This window comes from Streptacidiphilus pinicola, assembly GCF_003258295.1.
Classification (GTDB): Bacteria; Actinomycetota; Actinomycetes; order Streptomycetales; family Streptomycetaceae; genus Streptacidiphilus; species Streptacidiphilus pinicola.
Genome location: NZ_QKYN01000053.1, coordinates 58,693 through 75,166, shown reverse-complemented (window position 1 = coordinate 75,166; position 16,474 = coordinate 58,693). Strand labels below are relative to the sequence as shown.

Here is a 16,474-nt window from a genome sequence, read left to right as displayed (position 1 = left end):
CCATACCCTCGCCTTGCGGGCAGCAGGAGTCAAGCAGCTTCCCGGCTGGCAGACTGTCGCGTCGACCAGACAGATGAAAGAGGTCCAGCGAGAATTCGTCCCCGGGGCAAGGATGTGCCCATGCCTCCAAACGTCGCTAGGGACGCCCCGGACGTCGCGTCCGTGGGCATAGCACCGTTCATGCACGGACTGTTCGGACTGGACGGCCTGTCCGAGTCCGATCTGCAGGGCAGGGCCCACCGCTGGTGGCAGTTGCTGGGGCAGTCACCGGGCTGCGGCGCCTATCTCATCGCCGCCTCATGTGCGCTCGTCGACCTGCGACGCAGCGGTGCCGCTCACTACAGCGTGCGCGACCACGCACGGCGCCAGCGAGTCGAGATCAGCTACCTGAATCGTCAACTCGCCCAAGAGGCAGGGAAGTTCGCCCTGAAGGCCGACGACAGGGTCCGCGTCCTCGGCGAGGATCGCGTGGGCTCGGTGGTGTACCGGATGATCGGACAGGACCCGGGCGATCCCTTCCCTGCGGCCTGGTACGTCATCGCCATGCCCGGTCTGCTCCGGTGTCGGGCCCACGGGAGCGACGAACTGGAACGCGTTCACGCCCACGCACCCGCGAGCGATGTCGCGCCTGTCGCGCGGCGCTGATCCACGCTCGGTGTCCTGGCGACAGGACGGGGCCGATCCGCCGTCGCCGCCTGGGCCGTCCTGGCCGCCCGCCGCGCCGAACCGCTATTTTCCGGGATCGCGGAATTGAGTGCGCCTGCCCTGCCTCATGCTCTGCGTCGCCTTACGAAGGAAGGGAAGCCCGATGCACGAGGAACATCTCGAAATGCGGAGTTATTCGACGGCTGAGCAGCTGATGCGGCGACGCGGAGAGCTCGTCCGCGCCGAGAAGGTCAGGCCGCGCTGGCTGGGCGACGGCAACAGGTTCTGGTACGCCGTCAATACCGCGACAGGAAAGCGCTTCGTTCTTGTCGATCCGCAGAAAGGAATCCGGCAGGAGGCATTCGACCACGAGCGCCTGGCCGAAGCGCTGGCTGAAGCCTCGGGGCAGGACGTCCAGGCCGGCGCCCTGCCCTTCCCGATGATCCAGCCCCTGGCCGACACGGTCGAGTTCGACGCGTTCGGCAGGCACTGGCGGTGGCACCGGGCCGACCACCAGCTGGAGGAGGCGGGCGACCCGGCGACCGGCAACCCGTTGGAGGTCGTGGCTCCCGACGGCAAGCACGCCGTGTACCGGTCCGGCCGCGATCTGCGGGTCCGCGCCCTGGACGGCTCCGACGACCGGGCGCTGACCTGTGACGGCACCGAGGACGACGACTGGGGCGCCAACCCCGACTACCTGATGTACTCGACCCTGGTCACCAAGCTGGGCCTGCCGCATCTGCCGCCGGCGGTGGCCTGGTCGGCGGACTCCACCCGGGTCCTGACCCACCGCACGGCCCAGCACGGCGTGCGCCGCACGCACCTGCTGCGCGCCGCACCGGCCGGCGGCGGCGAGCCCGAGCTCCTGTCCCCTCGCTTCCCCGTCCCCGGGGACGAGCATCTGCCGCTCGCCGAGTTCGCGGTTCTGGACGTCGCCTCGGGGACGGTCACCTTCGCGCAGGGCGAGCCCGTGGCGATGTCGGCCATGTCGCCCGTCATGCAGCAGTGGGCGTGGTGGGCCGAGGACGGCTCCGCCGCGTACTACCTGAACCGGTCCCGGGACGCCCGCACCCTCAGCCTGCACCGCCTGGACCCGGCCACGGGCGAGGTGCGGGTCCTGGTGACCGAGCGGGGCGACACGCGGGTCGAGCCGGCGCAGCAGCAGCTGCAGAAGCCCAACGTGCGCGTGCTGTCCGGGGGCGCGGAGGTGCTCTGGTACTCCCAGGCCGACGGGCACGGCCACCTCTACCTGTACTCCGGGCACAACGGCGAGCAGCTGGCCCAGATCACCTCCGGCCCCTATGGCGTGCAGGAGATCCTGCGCGTCGACGAGGCGCGGCGGACCGTGTGGTTCACCGCCTCCGGACTGGTCGGCGAGGATCCGTACCGTCGCTCGGTGTGCCGGGCGAACCTCGACGGCACGGGCTTCACCCGGCTGACCGACGACGACCTCGACCACGTCGTCACCGTCGCCCCCGGCGGGGAGGTCTTCGTCGACTCGGCGTCCACGACCTCCGCGGCGCCGGTGATCTGCGTGCGCGACTTCGACGGCCGTGTCCTGGTGGAGCTGGAGCGCACCGACATCACCGGCCTCGAGTCAGCCGGCTGGAGCGCGCCCGAGCGGTTCACCACCCGTTCCGCCGACGGGTCGACGCTCGTCTACGGCGTCCTGTACCGCCCGCACGGCTTCGACCCGGCCAAGCGCTACCCCGTCATCGACACCCCCTACGGGCTGCCAACCGCGAACCGGGTGAGCCCGTCGTTCGACCCGGGCTACTACGGCTACGAGGCGGAGGCCCTGGCGGCGCTCGGCTTCGTCGTCGTGGGACTGGACGGACGTGGCTCGCCCGGACGCGACAAGGCGTTCCACGACGCCTCGTACGGCCGGCTGGAGGATGCCTGCGGCCTGGACGACCACGTCGCGGCACTGCGCGAACTGGCCACGGACCGGCCGTGGATGGACCTGGACCGGGTCGGTGTCACCGGTATGTCCTCAGGCGGGTTCGCCGCGGTGCGAGCTCTGCTCGCCTACCCGGAGACGTATCGGGTCGGTGTGGCGGAGTCCGGAATGCACGACTTCCGGCTGCTGGAGCCTGGCCTCGCCGAGGCGTACCAGGCGCCCGACGACGAGGCGGCCTGGGCCCGCCTCGCCAACACCGAGCTCGCCGACCAGCTCGAGGGCGAGTTGCTGCTCATCCACGGCGGCATCGACGACCGGGTTCCGATCCAGGTGACCTTGCGCCTCGCGGAGCGGCTGATCGCTCACGGCAAGGACTTCGAGCTGCTGGTCGTCCCGGACGCGGACCACATCTACTTCGGCTACGAGCACTACGTGACCCAGCGCAAGTGGGACTTCCTGGTGCGCCGGCTGCTGGGTGTGGAGCCGCCGGCCGGCTATCGGCTGGCGCCCGTCCCGATCGACATGGAGGCGCTCGCCGAGCTCTTCGGCTGACGCCGACGCGCCGTCACAGCACAGTGCCCGCCCCGGTCTCGGACCGGGGCGGGCACTGTGCTGTTCGGATCAGACGACGAGTGCGCCCAGCGCCTCCTCGGCCCGCCGCTGCCAGACGGCCGCTCCGATCTCGACGAAGCGCTCCCGGGCGGCGACCACCCTGGCGCGCGCGGCCTCAGGCCGCCCGAGTGCCTCGTTCACCGAGCCCAGCAGCAGTTCGACCCGCCCGGCCGCCGACCAGGCCCCGATCTGCTCCGCCATCTCCAGCGCGTCCATCAAGGTGGTCTCGGCCCCGACCGGGTCGCCCTGGGCCAGCCGGACCTCGCCGAGTCCCATGAGGACGAACGTGAGGCCGGCCATGTCGCCCTTCTCCTTGACGATCCGTACCGCGCGCAGGAACGCCTCCTCGGCGGCGGCGAACTCGTTCAGGCCGGAGCGGACTCGGCCGAGCCGGTACAGCGCCTGGGCGAGGTTGCGGGTGTCCGTGCCTCGGCTCTCCTCCATCCGCAGGGCCTCCACAGCCGGGGCCAGTGCCGCCTCCGGCCGGCCCGCGTCGAGCTCGGTCTCGGCGATGTTGCTCAGGGTGTGCGACTCGCAGTTGCGGTCGCCGGCCGCCCGGAAGAGCGGCAGGGCCTCACCGAGCCGCCGCAGCGCGAGGTCCAGGTCTCCTCGGACGCGGTCCACCAGCGCGTGGGAGCGCAGCGTCAACGCACGTCCCTCGTCCTCGCCGGCCTCGGTGAAGATGCGCAGCGCCGTCTCGAAGTGCGTCTCCGCCTCCCCGAGCCGGATGCGGGCCAGCTCCAGGGTGCCCAGGCTGTAGTGCATCGCTCCCTGGCCGCGCAGGTCGCCCGCGGCCTGGGCGGCGGCCAATGCCTCCTCGCTGCACTGGCCCCAGTCCTCGGTGTAGCTACGGATGCCGAAGAAGGCCGTCGAACAGACCGTCAGCCCCCAGGCGATGTCGGCGATGCCCATGCGGGCGGCCTGTCGGACCGAGGAGGTCAGGGCGAGCCGCTCGGCCTCGAACCACACGAGGGGAACCTCCAGCAGCTCGTCGAGGGTCTCGGCGTCGATCGGTCGCCCCGGAGCCGAGCTGTGGACCCCGCGCTCGGCGCCCGCGGCCTCGCGGCTGTCCGCCTCGCGCGCGATGGTCAAGAAGGTGCTCAGGAACCGGCTGCAGGCCGCGAGCCGCTCCGTCTCCGCCTCCTCCTGCTGTGCGCGTTCGCGTGCATAGAGGCGGACCAGGTTGTGCATGCGGTAGCGCAGGCGGCCGGTGGCGTCGGTCCCGGTCACCTCCAGGAACTGGGCGTCGACGAGAACCTCGAAGACCTCCTCCGCGTCCAGCACGTCGATGTCGAGCAGCGCGGCCCCGACCCAGGCGGTGAAGTCGGGGGCGTCCACCAGACCGAGGAGCCGGAGCAGCCGGGCGGCTTCCTTGGACAGGTACCGGTAGCTGAGGGCGAAGCCGACCCGGACCTGGGACTCACCCTGGCTGAGTTCGTCCAGCCGGCGCTGCTCGTCGCTCAACCGCCGTACCAGGTTGCGGACTGTCCAGTGCTGCTTGGAGGCGAGTCTGGCGGCGGCGATGCGCAGTGCCAGCGGCAACCGGTCGCACAGCTCGGCCAGTTGGAGGGCGTCTTTGCCGGCAGGGGTGATCCTGGCCTCGCCCACGATGGCCGTCAGCAGTGCCACGGCTTCCCGTTCGGAGAGCTGGCGGAGGTGGACCCGGGCCCGTGCGGGCCAGGTCACCAAGTCCTCCAGTTGGTCGCGGCTGGTGACCAGGACGCAGCAGCCCTGGCTTCCGGGCATGAGCGGGCGGATCTGCGCGTGACTGCGCACGTTGTCCAGGACGATCAGCACGCGACGGTCGGCCAGCAGGCTGCGGAAGAGCGCGATGCGCTCGTCGAGGTCTTCGGGGATCTGTTCGCCGGCCACGCCCAGGGAGCGCAGGAAGCGGCTGAGGACGTCGTGGGCGGTGACGGGCTCGTGGTGCTCGTCGTAGCCGCGCAGGTCGGCGAAGAGCTGTCCGTCGGGGAAGTGCTCGGCGGCCCTGAAGGCCCAGTGCATGGCCAGGCCGCTCTTGCCGATGCCCGCGGCGCCGGTGATCAGGCCGACGGTGCTGGTGCCGTTGGCGCCCTCACCTGCCGTGTCCTGGACCAGGGTGTCGAGGGCGGCGAGCTCGTCGACGCGTCCGGTGAACGCGGCGACGTCGGGCGGCAGTTCACGGGGGACGGCGACCTCCTGGACGACGCGGCGTTCCACCGTGGGCGTCGGAGGTGCCGCGAGGGAGGGGTCGTCGCGCAGGATCGCGTCGTGCAGTTCCTGCAGATCGGGTCCGGGGTCGATGCCCAGTTCGTCGACGAATCGGGTGCGGGCGTCCCGGTAGGTCTCCATGGCGTCGGCGCGGCGCCCCGAGCGGTACTGGGCGAGCATCAGGTGGTACCGGGTGCGTTCGCGCAGCGGGTGCTCACGGACCATGGCGGCGAGGGAGGGCACGAGTTCCTGGTGCCGGCCGAGCTCCAGCTGGATGCCGGTGGAGTCGTCAACGGCGTTGAGCCGCAGTTCCTCGAGCCTGGCGGATTCGTCCTCGATCAGCGGGCCGGTCACTCCGGCGAACGCGGGTCCGCGCCAGATGTCGAGTGCCTCGGTGTAGGCCTGTGCGGCTTCCTCGAACCGTCCTTCGTTGGCGTACTGCTCGCCGGTGTGGACGAGTTGGGCGAAGTCGGTGGAGTCGAAGCGGTGTCCGGCGGTTTCCAACCGGTATCCGGGATGCGCGGTGACGAGGACGTCTTCCTCGATGCCGGCGTTCTTGAAGATCTTGCGGAGCGCCCCGACGCAGATCGCTACCTGTGTGCGCGCTGTCGAGGGCGGGGTGCTGTTCCATACGGCGTCCACGAGGGTGTCCAGTGGGACGACGCGGCCGGGGACGACGAGCAGTAGGGCGAGGATCGTTCGTTGCCGTGGGCCACCGAGCGGGATGCTGGCGCCTCCGACGGTGACGGTGAGCGGCCCCAGGACATTGAACTCAAGGTGTTCAGCCACTCCGGCCCCCTTTGGATGGAATCCCCCTGAACGGATACCCGCCAATATAGGCCACCGGGCGACGGTTCCCGCCTCGGTCGACGGCCGAACGCCTTCGCTGAATTCCGTTGGGCGCGGCCGGGTGTAACGCGGGATTAAGTGCCGCGGCTCATCCGCCCCACGGGAGGCCGTCGTCGGGGGTCACGGTGGTCTGGGCGACGACGGTGGTCGGGGTGGCCGCCGCGAGTCCGGGGGTCTGCGCCGACGTGCCGTTGGCCACGGTGAGGGCGGCCATCGCGGTGCCCGCCAGGGCGACGGTCTTCACGAGGACGATCAGCTTGGTCTTCATCTTCGTTTCTCCCTTTCGAGCTGCGGTTTCTGCGTCTGGGAGAAACGCTAGGTTTGGCCATTTTCGGCTCGTTATCGATCCGGTTTTGCCTGCCGGGAGCACCGATAACGCCTGTCAGCGGGAGGGTTTTCCACCCCCGAATGCGGAGGATTTCCGGCTGCCGCCGAGGGGGCGTTCGGACGAAGACTCGAAGGGCGGCAGACGGGCTGCTGCGATACGGAGGTGAAACCGCGATGACGCCCAACCGCTCCACCCACACGACAGCGCTCCCCGCTTCTGCCGCCGGAACCTCTCGGCTCCCCGGGTCCACTGCGAGCTGCCATGTATGGGCCCTGGCGCCGCTGAGCCGGCCGTCCTCCTGGTTCGGGCTGCTCGACAGCACGGAGGTCGCGCGCTGCTCCTCCTTCCGCCAGGAGGCCGACCTCGCGCGGTTCGTGACGGGCCGGGTGCTGGCCAAGACGGCGCTGGCCTTCCTGGTGGGCAGCGGCCCGGAGGCCGTGCGGCTGCTGGCCCGGTGCCCGGACTGCGGCGGGCCGCACGGCAAACCGCGGGTCCTCGGCGCGGCCGAGGGATGGGAGCTGTCGATCTCGCACTCGGACGAGCGGGTCGTGGTGGCCGTCAGCGAGGGTGTTCCGTTGGGCGTCGACATCGAGCGGTTCGAGCCGTGGCAGGGGTCGGGGCTGCCTCCGGAGTACGACCTGGTGCTCACCGCCGCGGAGCGGGCGGCATTGGATCGCATTCCTCAGGAGCGGCGCGCGCGTGCCGCGTTGAGTTACTGGACGCGTAAGGAGGCGGTGCTGAAGGCGACTGGGGAGGGTCTCAATACCCCGATGACCGACTTTTCCTTGTCCGGGCCCGATCAGCCGCCGGTGCTGCTCGGCTGGCATCCGGCGGACGGTGGCCGTCCTGTCCCGGCTATCGCCGACATTGCGCTGGACGCGGACTACCACGCCGCGGTCGCCGCGCTGGGTGTGAGCACGGTGCTGCCGACTGTGCACGAGAGCGTGGAGCTCCTGCCGCTGTTGCCGGCGGGCGTCTCCGCGGGCGGTCCCGCACCGGACCGGCTGCGGTCCCGTGTGGTGCGTGTTCTGTCGACGGAGGTGCCCCGGACACCGGATTCGTCCGGGGCCAGGTCCCAGGTGACCGCGCTGGTGTGACGGGCGGTCAACACCCGTAGTGCAGACGGCTCAGCTGCCCGCCCGGTACGCTGCACAGCTGCCGTTGCTTTAACGCGGCATTCCCCGCGGCGGTGCCGGGCCGGGCGCTACCGCGTCAATTTCGCCGATCCTGCTGCCTTGCTCCGCGCGATCGGCACCCGAACGCCGATTCACCCGGTTTCCGGCGTGTCCGGCCGACGTTCGAGGAGTACTCGATGCCACAGATCACCTATGTGTCCACGGACAACACCACGCAGACGTTCGACGTCCCGGTGGGTACGAGCGTCATGCGTGGCGCGCTCATGAACGACGTCGACGGCATCGCAGCCGAGTGCGGCGGGTACGCGCAGTGCGCCACCTGCCACGTGTACGTCGCACCCGAGTCCGCGAGCGAGCTGAAGGCCATGGAGGCCGACGAGGACGGCATGCTGGAGTTCACCGCCAGCGAGCGGCTGACCACCAGCCGGCTGAGCTGCCAGCTGGAGGTAACTGACGGAGTGGACGGCCTGGTGGTCGTCCTGCCGGCCCGGCAGATCCTCTGATGGGCGTGGAGCGACGACAGAACCGGGTCGTGGTGGTCGGCGGCGGGCAGGCCGGCCACCAGGTCGCCGCTTCGCTGCGCGAGCGCGGTTACGAGGGCGACGTCACGCTGGTCTGCGGAGAGGACGAGCTGCCCTACGAGCGCCCGCCGCTCTCCAAGAGCTACCTGCAAGGAGCCGGCGACGAGAGCCGACTGTGGCTGCGGCCCGAGACGTACTACGCACGCCATTCGATCGAGCGGGTCACCGCGTTTGCGGTGGACATCGACCGCGCTGGGCGGACGGCGCTCCTCGACGACGGAGGCATCCGGGGCTACGACCACCTCGTCCTTGCCACTGGTGCCCGGGCCAGGACCCTGCAGGCGCCGGGCTCGGGCCTGAAGGGCATCCGGACCCTGCGCACGCTCGCCGACGCCCGACTGGTCCGCGCTGAACTCGCCGAGGCCGCACACGTCGTGGTGATCGGCGCCGGGTTCATCGGGCTGGAGTTTGCCGCTTCGGCCCGTGAGTCGGGGTGCGAGGTGACCATCGTGGAGGCCAGGGAGCGTCCCCTGATGGGGATCACCTCGACGACGACCGCCGCCCATCTGTTGTCCCTGCAGCACCAGCGCGGCGTCGAGTCGCTCTTCCAGCAGTCCGTGACGGCCTTCCACGGGCGTGACGGACGGGTCGCCGCGGTGGAGCTGTCCGACGGACGGCGGCTGCCCGCCGATCTCGTCCTGGTCGGGGTGGGAGTGACGCCGGACACCCGTCTCGCGGAGGCGGCCGGGCTGACCGTGGACGGCGGGATCGTCACCGACAGCCATCTGCTGACCAGCGACCCGGGCATCTCGGCCGTCGGCGACTGCGCGGTGTTCCCGAGCCCGCGCACGGGGACGCCGGTGCGCATCGAGTCCGTGCAGAACGCCGCCGACCAGGCGCGCCTGGTCGCGGCACGGCTGACCGGTTCCTCCCACCCCTACGAGGCGCTGCCCTGGTTCTGGAGCAAGCAGTTCGGCACGTCGCTGCAGATCGCCGGGCTGGGCCAGGGCTTCGACGCCGAGGTCTACGTGGTCGACTCGCCGGACGCGTTCTCGGTGTTGCTCTTCCGTGGGGACGAGCTGCTCGCCGTCGAGTCGGTCAACCGACCCGCGGACCATCTCGCGGCGCGTCGGCTGCTGGACAACCGCATCCCGCTGAGCCGGCGGGACGCGACGGCTGCCGACTTCAGCCTCAGCGGTCACCTCAAGGCGCACACCGGAGGCTCCGCGCTGGCTGCCGTCTGACCAGGGGCGCAGAACGCGCCCCGCACGAGCAGGTGGTGGTGCTGGTCCGATCGACCGGCAGCGCCCTTCGCGGACCGGCCCACCCCTCGGTCCCCCTCCCGGCGGATGTGCCGCCGCGCCTGACCGGCGCGGGCACATCCGCCGGCCGCATGAGCGCCCTTGCCCTTCAAGCCCCTTTCCGAGCTCTTTCCCGAGACCGGCAGGAGGCGGGCTTGACTGCGACAGTTCCCTGCGAGGCACCGCAACGGGCTGCTTTGTGCCCGTACACGCGAGCGCCACTTCGACACGTGCGCAGGACTCACCGGGACGGGGGCCGGCAGATGATCTCGAACAGGAGCGCCGACGGCAGAGTGGCGACACCCCTGGAACCCGCCTCGGCGGTGGGGAGAGTGGCTCCGCAGCGGGTTGTCCGCTCGGGTCCGCCGCGATCGGACCAGGTCCTGACCACGCGGGTAGGCCTGTTGATCCCCGACCTGTTCACCTTCGAGTCGTGGGAACGGGCCGGACGTCAGCTCGCCGGGGTCCTCGACTCCTCGTCGTGGTGGCTGGGCGACTGGCTGGCCTACGGCAAGGACCACTACTCCGACCGTTACCAGAAGGGCATCCAGGCCGTCGGTCTGCAGTACCAGACGCTTCGCAACTACGCCTGGGTGGCCCGCCGGTTCGACATGGATCGTCGGCACGCACTCCTGACATTCCAGCACCACGCGGAGGTTGCCTCCCTGCCTCCGGAGGAGGCGGACCTCTGGCTCACCCGGGCCGAGGAGCAGACGTGGACCACCAAGCAGCTTCGCTGTGCCCTCCGCGACGCCAGGAACCGCGACCAGGTGGGGTCGGCTCAGCCGGTCCCGGTGCACCGGCTGCCGGTGCCCGGTGACCGCCTGGAGCGCTGGCACCAGGCCGCCGCGAGCACCGGCGTCGACATGGAGGAGTGGGTGCTTGCCACGCTCGACTCGGCGGCCGAGTCCGTCCTGGCCGCCGCCGAGGAGGTCGCGTCACTGACCGGTTCCGACCAGGTCGGTGCCGACCCGGAGAGCTCCGCCGCAGAGGAGGAGTACCCAGGTGCCGAGGTGTGAGCGCAGTCCGTTGTCCCATCGTCCTGTGAGCGTTGACTACTGCCCCAAGGAGGAAGCGGCGTGACCACCTGGATCGAAGACCGTCTGCTGGCCCGCACGCCCGGACAGTCGTGGACGTTGGAGCGCCTGCACGAGGCGCTCGACCGGTGCTCTCCGGCGTCTGCGATTCGACCGGTGACGCGCATCGTTCGACGGCCGCAGGAGACGGGTTGCCAGTTCGGTGAGCCCGCTTCCTCGTCCGCTGCCTGACGGGTCGTCCGGGGCCACGCACGGTTGGCCCCAGGCGCGGCGCACGTCCCCGACCACCCCCGCTTCCGAAAGGTGTCCGCTCCTGTGAGCGTGCTCGACGACATCATCGACGGAGTCCGCGAGGACCTCGCCGAGCGGCAGTCCCGCGTCAGTCTGGCGGAGCTGCAGGACCGGGCCGCACGTGCCTCCCGGCCGCGGGACGGTCTGGCGGCGCTGCGCGGCGCGGGTGTCGCCGCGATCTGCGAGGTCAAGCGGTCCAGCCCGTCCAAGGGCGCGCTCGCCGCGATCCCGGACCCGGCCGCACTCGCGGCCCAGTACGAGGCGGGCGGCGCCGCGGTCATCTCGGTCCTCACCGAGGGGCGGCGCTTCGGCGGTTCCCTGGCCGACCTCGAGGCGGTGCGTGCCAAGGTCGATGTCCCCGTGCTGCGCAAGGACTTCATCGTGACGCCCTACCAGTTGTGGGAGGCGCGAGCGTACGGCGCCGACCTCGCCCTGCTGATCGTGGCGGCGCTGGAGCAGCAGGCGCTGGTGTCGCTCCTGGAGGAGGCGCGGACCATCGGGTTGAGCGCGCTGGTGGAGGTGCACGACCAGGAGGAGGCCGCCCGGGCGGTCGCGGCCGGCGCGAGCATCATCGGGGTGAACGCCCGCAATCTCAGGACGCTGGAAGTCGACCGCGGCACGTTCGCGCGGGTCGCCCCGGTCATCCCGCGGCACATCGTGAAGGTCGCCGAGTCGGGTGTGCGCGGGCCGCAGGACGTCATCGCCTACGCCGAACACGGCGCCGACGCCGTTCTCGTCGGCGAGTCCCTGGTCACCGGTGATGACGCGCGCGCCGCGGTGACCGAACTGGTCTCCGTCGGCTCCCGTGCCGCACGCCGGCAACCAAGCAGCTGAGCTACTCAAGGAGCACACGTCGGATGGCACCGGCCTTCTTCGTCCCCGACCGGACCGGTCGAGTCCCGAGCGCCGAGGGCTACTTCGGCGCGTTCGGTGGCAGGTTCATCCCCGAGGCGCTGGTCGCCGCGGTGGAGGAAGTTGCCGTCGAGTTCGACAAGGCGAAGGACGACCCGTCCTTCGCCGCCGAGCTGGGTGAGCTGCTGCGGCACTACACCGGTCGGCCGTCCGCGATGACCGAGGTACCGAGGTTCGCCCGGCAGGCGGGCGGGGCACGGGTGTTCCTCAAGCGCGAGGACTTGAACCACACCGGCTCACACAAGATCAACAACGTCCTGGGCCAGGCGCTGCTCACCAAGCGCATGGGCAAGACGCGCGTGATCGCAGAGACCGGCGCCGGCCAGCACGGCGTCGCGACCGCCACCGCGTGTGCGCTGTTCGGTCTCGACTGCACCATCTATATGGGTGAGATCGACACCCGGCGGCAGGCACTCAACGTCGCCCGCATGCGCATCCTGGGCGCCGAGGTGATCGCGGTGGCTTCCGGCAGCCGCACCCTGAAGGACGCCATCAACGAGGCCTTCCGCGACTGGGTCGCCAACGTCGACTCGACGCACTACCTCTTCGGCACGGTCGCCGGGCCGCACCCGTTCCCTGCGATGGTCCGCGACCTGCACCGCGTCATCGGTGTCGAGGCCCGCGGCCAGCTGCTGGAGCGGGTGGGGCGCCTGCCGGACGCCGCAGTCGCCTGCGTCGGCGGCGGATCGAACGCCATCGGGCTGTTCCACGCCTTTCTCGACGACCCGTCGGTCCGGCTGGTCGGCTGCGAGCCCGGAGGCCTCGGGCCGGAGGAGGGCCGGCACGCAGCGACGTTGAGCGTCGGCGAGCCGGGGATCCTGCACGGCTCCCGGTCCTACGTGCTGCAGGACGAGGACGGCCAGATCACCGACACCTACTCGATCTCCGCGGGCCTCGACTATCCGGGCATCGGCCCGGAGCACGCCTATCTCAAGGACGCCGGACGCGCCGAGTACCGCGCGGTGACGGACGACCAGGCGATGCAGGCGTTGCGGCTGCTGGCCCGCACCGAAGGCATCATCGCGGCGATCGAGAGCGCGCACGCGCTGGCCGGCGCCCTGGATGTCGGACGGGAGTTGGGACCGGATGGGGTGGTGCTGGTGAACCTGTCCGGCCGCGGGGACAAGGACATGGACACGGCGGCACGCTACTTCGGGCTCTACGACCAGGACCAGGCGGAGGGCGAGGCACGCGGGCGGACCCCGGACCGTGTCACCCCCGGAGAGGGGAACGTACGGTGACCGACGGCATAGCGAGCCTGGCAGGCGCACTGGCCCAGGCACGGGCGCAGGACCGCGCCGCTCTGATCGGCTACCTCCCCGCGGGCTTTCCCGACCTCGAAAGCGGAATCGACGCGATAGCCGCGCTCGTTGAAGGCGGCTGCGACATCGTCGAAGTGGGCCTGCCCCACTCCGACCCGGTACTCGACGGTCCCGTCATCCAGGCCGCCGACGACATCGCGCTGCGCGGCGGCCTGCGCATCGTGGACGTGCTGCGTACGGTCCGGGAGGTGCGGGATCGCACCGGCGCGCCGGTGCTGTGCATGACCTACTGGAATCCCGTGGACCGGTACGGGGCCGAACGCTTCGCCGCGGACCTCGCGGCTGCCGGTGGCGCGGGCTGCATCCTGCCGGACCTGCCGGTCGAGGAATCCCTCGCCTGGCGTACGGCGGCGAAGGCGCACGGCCTGGCGACGGTCTTCGTGGTCGCGCCGAGCAGTCAGAACGAGCGTCTTGCGACCATCACGGCGGCCGGATCCGGTTTCGTCTACGCCGCTTCGCTCATGGGTGTGACCGGTGCCCGGGCCAAGGTGGGCGCTCAGGCGGCGGATCTCGTCCGCCGTGCCCGCCTTCTGACCGACCTGCCGGTCTGTGTGGGCCTGGGTGTCTCGGACGCCGAACAGGCCGCCGAGGTGGCCGCCTTCGCCGACGGTGTCATCGTCGGCTCGGCGTTCGTCCAGTGCCTGCTGGACGCAGGCACGGACACGGCGGCGGGACTCAAGGCACTTCGCGAGCTCGCGGGCGAGCTCGCGACGGGGATGCGTCGCCGCTGACGGCGCACCCGTTCCCGGCCTCACCGGCAGGGGCAGACCAGGTCCGGGCCGAGCCCGGGCCGTGACTCCTCGGCGGTGATCTGCGGGAGTGCGAACCGCCAGAACCGGTCGACCACCGCTGGGGAGAGCCAGCCGGGCTGACGTCGGCCGAGTACCTCGAGGCCCGTGGTCGCCGCCGCGATGGAGAGAGCGGCGTCCTGCGGGTCGAGCCCCGGCGTCAGCAACCCCTCGGCCTCGGCCTGCGCCAGGAGCCGGCGAATGCATGCGAACCATTCACGGCGAAGGTCGAGGCCGGCTCGCTGTGGCGTCTCACAATTCAGTCGGAATCCCGCACGAGCGACGACGTTGTCCCGTATTTCCCCGGCCAGCGCCAGGGAAATGTCGAGCAGTCGCTGCATGGCATTCATACTCGGCTTCTGCGCGGCGAGCGCCACGCGCCGCAGGGTGACGGCGGCGGTCGTCTCGACCGTTAAGGCCATGGCGGACTTGCTCGCGAAGTGGAAAGTCAGCGCCCCCCGCGTGACTCCCGCCCCGGCACTGATGTCTGCCAGTTTCGCCTGGTCGTAGCCCTGCTCGTCGAACGCCTCGGCAGCCGCTCGGACCAGCGACTCGCGGGTCCGGACGGCGCGTTGCTGTTTCATGTCGCGGCTCCTCGAATCGAACGGGATCTGCTGCAAACGTGCTGCGGTCGAACCTAGTGCTCCGCTCTTACGAACGGGAGGTCCACAGAAAGAGGTTGGAGAGAAAGATCCGCTGGACAGGCGCGCGGTTGATTCCCCCGACGCGGTCGTGCTTCCATGGATTCGGTTTCCAATTCCGCCCCGGAAGCCTCCGCCGGCCCGGGATTCACTTCCGAATTCCGTCGCCCGCTCAGGAGTCGTCGTTGCCGGGTTCCGCCCGCCACCCTCCTGATCCCCGACTCCCGCAGCCGCGCTGTCTCCCCCGGACGCGCGGCTGCGGGCCAGGAGTCCCCGGAGGCCGGGCGATGCGTTGAGGCCCCCCGGCCCGACCGCAAGAATCTGAACTGCTGGTACGTAAAAGTGGCCCGCACTCCGGCGGATCTGCGCCCTCCATGCCACCCTGACGCCTGTCTCCAACCCGCTGCAGGGATGCCATCTGCCTGCATACTTCGTTGCACATAGGTCCCCTGAGGCCGCGTCAGGCAGTGGCTTCGGCATCGAACAATCGGTGCCAACAGGTAGCTAGCGTACGTGCACGCTGGTATGTTTGTTGGCGAGAGCGAAAGAGGATCAGCAGAAGTACGGCCCTCTTCCGCCCTTCTTCTGTCGACCCATCGCGCCACCACGCGTCAAGGCCTGTGCCCAGGAGGTCCCGTGGAGCCCGAAGATAGAGCCGAGGAAGCGGGGCTCGAATGATCACCCCCGAAGTACAGCTGCTGCGGTGGCCCGCCCAGCAGGACCTGCGCGAGGAGTACCGCTCCCTCGGCGTCCCCCGAATCCTGGTGGTCGAGGCCGGCCTTGGGGCGCCGATCTGCGACGACATCTACGAGGACTGGGTGCGGCAACCGATTCCGACCCACGACCTTCAGGCACGCGCCGACGCGCTGGCCGAGCGCTTCCGCCGCAACCACCTGCCGCAGCTCGACGAGAACGGAGTGCTGCGCCTTGGGGAGGACTCCGTGATGCTCTCCCCGTTACAGGCCGAGCTGCTGTCGATGCTCGTCACGCGCTTCGGGCAGGTCGTTCCGCGTGAGGCGCTCCGGTTCCGGCTCGGCCAGGAGGAGGGGTCCATGACCCGCAACGCCCTCGACCTGCACATGATGCGTATCCGCCAGCGCATCAGCCCGCTGGGGCTGTCCGTCCGTACGGTGTGGGGCCGCGGGTACATCCTCGACGCCGGCCAGGACCTGGAGTAGCGCACCAGGTCCTCACCGGCCACGGCGCGGAGGGGATCCACGGACGCCGCCGGCTCTGAGGAAAATGCGTACCCTGCGGTACCTTATTTCCGGTGGCCTGTGACATTCGGCGGACGAAGGAGGCGCGATGGGGAAGCAGGAGCGTGGCACCCGCACACGCCAGACCATCCTCACCGCCGCGGCGGAGGTCTTCGAACAGCGCGGCTACGAGGCCACGACGGTCACCGAGATCCTGCGCAACACCAATGTGACCAAGGGTGCCCTGTACTTCCACTTCTCCGGCAAGGAGGAGCTGGCCCAGGGCCTGCTACAGGAGCAGGACGAGGCCGCCCTGGTGCCCGAAAGGGCCTGCAGGACCCAGCAGCTGGTGGACACTCTGCTGGTCTACGCGCACCGGCTGCAGACCGATGCGCTGGTCCGTGCCCGTGCGCGGCTGGCCATGGACCAGGTGTCACCCGCGCTGGACCGCCGGGAACCATACCTGCGGTGGCGCACCATCATGCTCCGTCTGCTGGAGCAGGCGCAGGCCCAGGGCGAGCTGCTGGCGACCGTCGACCCGGCTGGAACCGCCGAGGTGCTGGTCGGGGGCTTCACCGGCGTGCAGTCGATGTCACTGATCCTCACCAGCTACGAGGACCTGATGACCCGTACCTGTGCGCTGCTCAGGCACCTGCTTCCGAGCATCGCGACGGCCCCGGTCCTGGTGTCCCTCGACCTCTCGGGCACCCGCGGGGCAGAGGTTTTCGCCGAGACCCAGGACTGACCACCGCGTGAGTGTGCGGACCGCACGCGCACGCCCGTTCCGGCCGTGTGCCTGCTTCAT

At 70.5% G+C, this 16,474-nt stretch carries 15 protein-coding genes; 12 read left to right on the top strand and 3 right to left on the bottom strand.

Features of this window, described 5'->3' with window-relative positions; translation table 11 throughout:
- The first annotated feature begins 180 nt into the window (after positions 1-180).
- Together DN069_RS13965 and DN069_RS13960 are read left to right on the top strand one after the other, a co-directional pair.
- Entirely contained in the window at positions 181-645 is a 465-nt protein-coding gene (locus DN069_RS13965) for a hypothetical protein (protein ID WP_133259922.1), read from the top strand.
- Between the two features lie 184 nt (positions 646-829).
- The gene (locus DN069_RS13960) at positions 830-3,097 is read left to right on the top strand and encodes a S9 family peptidase (RefSeq protein WP_111501301.1); all 2,268 of its coding nucleotides are present in this window, start codon (positions 830-832) and stop codon (positions 3,095-3,097) included.
- 69 nt (positions 3,098-3,166) lie between these two features.
- Here the strand turns inward: DN069_RS13960 and DN069_RS13955 are convergent, their stop codons facing one another.
- On the bottom strand, positions 3,167-6,136 hold the full coding sequence (locus DN069_RS13955; protein ID WP_111501277.1) for an AfsR/SARP family transcriptional regulator: 2,970 nt from the start codon (positions 6,134-6,136) through the stop codon (positions 3,167-3,169).
- Between the two features lie 148 nt (positions 6,137-6,284).
- Complete coding sequence (locus DN069_RS13950; protein WP_111501276.1) at positions 6,285-6,464, bottom strand: hypothetical protein; 180 nt, start codon at positions 6,462-6,464, stop codon at positions 6,285-6,287.
- Positions 6,465-6,697: 233 nt separating this feature from the next.
- Between DN069_RS13950 and DN069_RS13945 the strand changes: the two genes are divergently transcribed.
- From DN069_RS13945 to trpA, 8 genes are all read left to right on the top strand, one after another.
- Positions 6,698-7,621, top strand: coding sequence for a 4'-phosphopantetheinyl transferase family protein (locus DN069_RS13945; protein WP_111501275.1), 924 nt, complete (start codon positions 6,698-6,700; stop codon positions 7,619-7,621).
- A 215-nt stretch (positions 7,622-7,836) separates the two neighbouring features.
- A complete protein-coding gene (locus tag DN069_RS13940; RefSeq protein WP_111501274.1) occupies positions 7,837-8,163 on the top strand; it encodes a 2Fe-2S iron-sulfur cluster-binding protein in 327 nt (108 codons plus the stop codon).
- On the top strand, positions 8,163-9,425 hold the full coding sequence (locus DN069_RS13935) for an NAD(P)/FAD-dependent oxidoreductase (protein WP_111501273.1): 1,263 nt from the start codon (positions 8,163-8,165) through the stop codon (positions 9,423-9,425). The genes DN069_RS13940 and DN069_RS13935 overlap by 1 nt, the downstream gene beginning before the upstream one ends.
- A gap of 461 nt (positions 9,426-9,886) precedes the next feature.
- On the top strand, positions 9,887-10,501 hold the full coding sequence (locus DN069_RS13930; protein ID WP_243639198.1) for an LmbU family transcriptional regulator: 615 nt from the start codon (positions 9,887-9,889) through the stop codon (positions 10,499-10,501).
- Positions 10,502-10,561: 60 nt separating this feature from the next.
- Positions 10,562-10,750, top strand: a complete 189-nt coding sequence (locus DN069_RS39400; RefSeq protein ID WP_133259921.1) for a hypothetical protein — start codon at positions 10,562-10,564, stop codon at positions 10,748-10,750.
- Positions 10,751-10,834: 84 nt separating this feature from the next.
- Positions 10,835-11,644 carry an indole-3-glycerol phosphate synthase TrpC gene (trpC, locus tag DN069_RS13925; RefSeq protein ID WP_111501272.1) on the top strand — a complete coding sequence of 270 codons (810 nt, stop codon included), beginning with the start codon at positions 10,835-10,837 and terminating at the stop codon, positions 11,642-11,644.
- A 23-nt stretch (positions 11,645-11,667) separates the two neighbouring features.
- Positions 11,668-12,963, top strand: coding sequence for a tryptophan synthase subunit beta (trpB, locus tag DN069_RS13920; RefSeq protein WP_111501271.1), 1,296 nt, complete (start codon positions 11,668-11,670; stop codon positions 12,961-12,963).
- On the top strand, positions 12,960-13,775 hold the full coding sequence (gene trpA, locus DN069_RS13915; RefSeq protein WP_111501270.1) for a tryptophan synthase subunit alpha: 816 nt from the start codon (positions 12,960-12,962) through the stop codon (positions 13,773-13,775). Before trpB ends, trpA begins: the two co-directional genes overlap by 4 nt.
- Positions 13,776-13,795: 20 nt before the next feature.
- Here trpA and DN069_RS40060 read toward each other — a convergent pair whose 3' ends face one another.
- The gene (locus DN069_RS40060; protein ID WP_165845499.1) at positions 13,796-14,416 is read right to left on the bottom strand and encodes a ScbR family autoregulator-binding transcription factor; all 621 of its coding nucleotides are present in this window, start codon (positions 14,414-14,416) and stop codon (positions 13,796-13,798) included.
- Positions 14,417-15,147: 731 nt separating this feature from the next.
- On the opposite strand from DN069_RS40060, the gene DN069_RS13905 reads away from it, so the two are divergent.
- Both DN069_RS13905 and DN069_RS13900 read left to right on the top strand, forming a co-directional pair.
- Positions 15,148-15,651 carry a helix-turn-helix domain-containing protein gene (locus DN069_RS13905; RefSeq protein WP_111501268.1) on the top strand — a complete coding sequence of 168 codons (504 nt, stop codon included), beginning with the start codon at positions 15,148-15,150 and terminating at the stop codon, positions 15,649-15,651.
- A gap of 127 nt (positions 15,652-15,778) precedes the next feature.
- Positions 15,779-16,414 (top strand): ScbR family autoregulator-binding transcription factor, encoded by a 636-nt coding sequence (locus DN069_RS13900; RefSeq protein WP_111501267.1) that lies wholly within the window; start codon positions 15,779-15,781, stop codon positions 16,412-16,414.
- Positions 16,415-16,474: the final 60 nt, after the last annotated feature.